At 64.3% G+C, this 3377-nt stretch carries 3 protein-coding genes; 2 read left to right on the plus strand and 1 reads right to left on the minus strand.

Going from position 1 to position 3377, the window contains the following annotated elements:
• On the plus strand, positions 1–1287 hold a 1287-nt coding region (locus tag KDH09_18520), incomplete at its 5' end, for a DNA topoisomerase VI subunit B (GenBank protein ID MCB0221698.1).
• A gap of 65 nt (positions 1288–1352) precedes the next feature.
• Here KDH09_18520 and KDH09_18525 read toward each other — a convergent pair.
• Positions 1353–2078 (minus strand): hypothetical protein, encoded by a 726-nt coding sequence (locus KDH09_18525; GenBank protein MCB0221699.1) that lies wholly within the window; start codon positions 2076–2078, stop codon positions 1353–1355.
• A gap of 149 nt (positions 2079–2227) precedes the next feature.
• On the opposite strand from KDH09_18525, the gene KDH09_18530 reads away from it, so the two are divergent.
• Positions 2228–3377, plus strand: a 1150-nt coding sequence (locus KDH09_18530; GenBank protein MCB0221700.1) for a glycosyltransferase, incomplete at its 3' end; no start/stop codon positions are given.

A 3377-nucleotide genomic window follows, 5' to 3' on the forward strand; every position in this document is an offset into this window, starting at 1 on the left:
AAGCAGTCGCGCGGGCAGCAGGGCATCGGCATCTCGGCCGCGGGCATGTACGGCCACCTGACCACGGGCAAGCCGATCACGGCGATCTCCCGCACGGCCAAGGGCAAGCCGGCCCACGCCTTCGACATCCGCATCAACACGCGCAGCAACGAGCCCGAAATCCTGCGCGACGAAGAGGTCGACTTCGACCTCGATCACGGCACCCAGGTAGAGATCGAACTCGAAGGCATCTACAAGCGCGGCAAGCGCAGCGTCGATGAGTATCTGCAGGCCACTGCCGTGGCGAACCCGCACTGCCAGGTCACCTTCATCGCGCCCGACGGGGAGAAGGCATTCTACCCGCGCGCGGCCGAGGAACTGCCCATCGAGGCGCGCGAGATCAAGCCCCACCCCCACGGCGTGGAGCTCGGCATGCTCATGAAGATCATCCAGGACACGCGCGCGCCGACGATCAAGTCCGCCCTGACCAGCGACTTCTCCCGCGTCTCCGACAAGGTATCCACCGAGCTTCTCAAGGAAGCCAACATCTCCGTGCGCAAAAAGCCCCGGGACGCCATGCCCGCCGAGATCGAGCGCCTGCACAAGATCATCCAGAAGAAGCAGCTCCTTGCGCCGCCGACCAACTGCCTCTCACCCATCGGCGAGGACCTGCTGCGCACGAGCCTGGAATCGCGCTACGAGTGCGAGCTCGTCTTCACCCGCACGCGCCGCCCGGCGGTCTACCGCGGCAACCCCTTCCAGATCGAGGTGGGTCTTGCCTACGGCGGCAAGCTGCCGGTCGATGCGCTGGCCGAGGTGTTGCGCCTGGCCAACCGCGTGCCGCTGCAATACCAGGCCAATGCCGGCGCCATCGCCAAGGCGGTCATGGGCGTGGACTGGAAGAACTACGGCCTGCAGCAGGCCCGCGGCGCCCTGCCCTCGGGCCCCATGGTCATCTGCGTGCACATCGCCAGCGCGTGGGTACCCTTCACTTCCGAGAGCAAGGAAGCGGTCGCCCACTACCCCGAGATCGTCAAGGAAATGCGCCTGGCGCTGCAGGACTGCGGCCGCGAGCTGGCCCGTCACATTCGCAGCAAGCGCCGCGCGGCCGAAGAGCTCAAGAAACGCTCCTACATCGAGAAGTACATTCCCCACATCGGCATCGCGCTCAAGGAGATCCTCGAACTCTCCGACAAGGACGAGATGAAGATCATCGAGACCCTGCGCGATACGCTGGAACGCAGCCGCACCCGCGTGCAGGTAAAGGGCAACGTGGAGCTCGCACTGGCCGAAGAACTCGACGGCTGAGCCCATTCGAGTGCAACAAAAAACGCCCCCGGATTCGGGGGCGTTTTTCTTTCTGGAATCAGGCCCTACTCGGAATCGCTCGAAGGCCCCGCTTCTGCATTTTCCTCTACCGATTCGGCAAGGTTCTCCAGCGTCTCGCGCATTTTCTTGCGCCGCGCTTCCTTCACATATTCGGGAAGCTGCTTGGCCGCCTGCACCGCTTCGACGGCGGGCAGGAACTTGGTCTGATCGGCGACCGGACCGCTGGAGCGACGATCAATGCTGAGGATTTCGCCGCGGGGCTGTCCGCCGCTGGAGACCTCGTTCACTTCGAACTCGAGCTCGTAGACGTAACCCTTCTTCATGTCGAGGACCATCTGCTTGAAGCCCTCGTCATAGTGAAGCATCACGCTGGCATAGCTGCCGTCGGTGGCCAGCATGACGACCGTATTTTCGATCCATTCATGGTGGCGACTGAATTTCAGATACATGCGGGCGAGCTTGCCCTTGGCCTCGTCGCGCGCCTTGCGGATCTGCGCCAGGTGCTTGTAATCGGGTTCGCGCGAGCCTGGCTGGTAACCCGGAGCGGCAACCGAGGTGGGCGCCTCCTCGGTTTTTTGTGCTTCCGCTGCTGCCGGCGCGGATTCGGCAGCCTCCGTCGCCGTATCGGCCGGCGCGTCGGGTGCCGGCGCCTCGGCAACGCTTCCGCTGGTCACATCGGGTGCCGGCGCATCGTCGCGATCGCTGCTGCACGCCACGGCAAACACCATGGAGAGGAGTAATATGAAAGTCCTGGCACCTGTACGCGCCATGTCCGAAGTTCCTCCGGATTCAGGGGTCTTGAGCCGGCGGCAGTATAGCCACCCGAGCCGCCGGGCTGGTAGGCTATGACCAGTCGGCGGCATGTTTATTAACAAATTCTAATAAAATTCCGCTGACGCCCCGAGGAAACCGACATTTCGTGAAGCAACTTCTTCTCATCGCCTACTACTTCCCGCCGCTCGGCGGCGGCGGCGTGCAGCGCCCGCTGCAGTGGGTACGCCACCTGCCGGCGCAGGGATGGATGCCCACGGTGCTCACTGTTGAGGCCGGTTACTGGTCGAGCCGCGACGAGAGCGGGCTCGCACGCATCCCGCCCGAGGTGCGGGTCGTGCGCACGCCGTACATCTCCGCGGTGAGCCTGCGCGAGCGCGCGCGAAAGCTGCTTCCCGCACGCTCCACCGAAAATGCGCTCGCGCCGGAAAACGATGCGGCGCCCGAGCGCAGCGCACTTCGCAGGGGCATCGTCGATGCGGTCAAGCCGCTCTGGCAGACTCCCGATGAGTTTTTCGGCTGGTATCCTTTCGCAGTGCGCGCGGCGCGGCGCCTGCTCTCCGAGCAACGCTTTCATGCCGTCCTCACCACCGCGCCGCCGTTTACCTGCCACTGGATCGGCCGGAACCTGCGCATGCGCGGCGGCCCGCCCTGGGTGTGCGATTTTCGCGATGCCTGGACGCGAATGCCGGACTACCCCCACACCAATCCCTTGCAGCTTGCGATCGAGCGAAGCATGGAGCACGCGGTGCTTCGCCGCGCCGACTGTATTCTCACGACCACCGAACCCACCGCACGCGACTTTGCAGAAATTCATCCGCCCATTGCGCCGCGCACCCACGTCATTCCCAACGGCTACGATCCCGAGCTCTACGACTTTTCCGGGCCTGACCTTTACCAGCGCTGCGAGAAGCTGCGCTTTGTTTTCACCGGCACGCAGCTTCTGGGTCAGGACCTCGCCCGCTTTGCGCAGAGCCTTCGCACGTGGATTGGAACCGATAGCGAGAAGGCCGCGTCCGTGCGCGTCACCTATGCAGGCTCCGAGGGTAGCGCGCTGAAGAGCGCTGCGGGCGATGCCACCGCGCTGATCGAAGAACTGGGCTATTTGCCGAATCTCGAAATCGCGCCACTGCAACAACGGGCCGATGTCCTGTTGTATCTGGGCTATGAGCCGAACGCCTGCGAAAGCGTCGTTCCCGGCAAGCTCTATGAATATCTGGCCGCGCGCCGGCCGGTGCTCGCGCTCACTCATCCCGGACCGGCAGCGCAGTGGATTGAACGCGCGCGCGCCGGGTGGG

The organism is Chrysiogenia bacterium (assembly GCA_020434085.1).
Taxonomy (GTDB): Bacteria; JAGRBM01; JAGRBM01; order JAGRBM01; family JAGRBM01; genus JAGRBM01.

What these genes read in the sequence shown, in the direction of transcription:
- KDH09_18525 (MCB0221699.1), bottom strand. Translation starts at nt 2,078, where the DNA reads ATGGCGCGTACAGGTGCCAGGACTTTCATATTACTCCTCTCCATGGTG.